This window comes from Acetobacter tropicalis (assembly GCF_001580915.1).
GTDB classification, from domain to species: domain Bacteria; phylum Pseudomonadota; class Alphaproteobacteria; order Acetobacterales; family Acetobacteraceae; genus Acetobacter; species Acetobacter tropicalis.
In genome coordinates, this window is record NZ_LHZQ01000045.1 from 1 (window position 1) to 1,051 (window position 1,051).

Below are 1,051 nucleotides of genomic sequence, written 5' to 3' on the forward strand. Positions count from 1 at the left end.
TGGTCGACCGTTATGTGTGCGAGGAGATGCAGACCCGGGAGAATGATCGCAAAGGTCACATCCCGTCCATTCTTCAGGACGAGATTGCACAGCTTGCGCTGGTCGATCTGACCCCGATGGCAGTCCGTGGTTTCCGGGATCGGCTGGCTGAGAAATACAGCGCTGCGACGGTTGTCAAACGGCTCAACCTGTTGGCCGCGATCTGCCAGCATGCAATCGCGGAGTGGGACCTGCCCTTTTCAAAAAACCCGGCTGCCGCAACGGCAGTCAAGCGGCCCGCTGGCGCGGACAAGAAGCGCAACCGTCGTCTCATTGGCGATGAATACGACCGCCTGCTGGAAGCCATGGCAACATCGCCTTGGCCTGATGATGTAACCTTCGTCCAATTCGCCATTGAACAAGGCACCCGACGGGAGGAAGCCTTGACACTCCGTTGGCGTGACATTGACTTTGATCGTCACGCCTTGTCCTTGGAAAAAACGAAGACCATGCATCGCGCCATCGAACGTGGCCCGGAAATCCGTCCCCTGACACCTGGTGCGGCCCGCCTGCTGCGGGCCCTTCAGGCACAGCGCAAATCCGCCCGGCCCGGAGATCTCATCTTTGATATTGGCAGCAAAGATGCTTTCTCCGTGCGGTTCGGACGGATGACGAAGAAAGCTGGTCTCAGGGATCTCACGTTTCATGATTTGCGTCACGAAGCGACGAGCCGTCTCGCAAGGATTTACACGAACCCCCTGGAACTTCGCCGCGTGACGGGCCACAAGGATATCAAGTCCCTTGACAGGTACTATCAACCCCACACGGAAGATCTGGCCGCCAAAGCAATCGCATATGAAAAGCGTAACTTTGCCGACAAGGACTAGCGTTTCCGTCAGGATGTCAGGAATGACAGCCTGATCAGAGCCGCGAGCAGTAGGGCTGCGATCACAAGCCAGAAACTGAAATCCGGACTGAAGACCAGACTCTCTCCGCGACCCCGCCGCTTTTTCGGAAGCTGCTTTCTCTCTGTTTCCAGAATCTTCCTCGCAATAAAATCATCCAGATCCTC

The 1,051-nt window shown here is 56.6% G+C and carries 1 protein-coding gene; it reads left to right on the forward strand.

Annotated features, from left to right (window positions below; translation table 11 throughout):
• Positions 1–866, forward strand: an 866-nt coding sequence (locus AD944_RS00245; protein WP_061474616.1) for a site-specific integrase, incomplete at its 5' end; no start/stop codon positions are given.
• Positions 867–1,051: the final 185 nt, after the last annotated feature.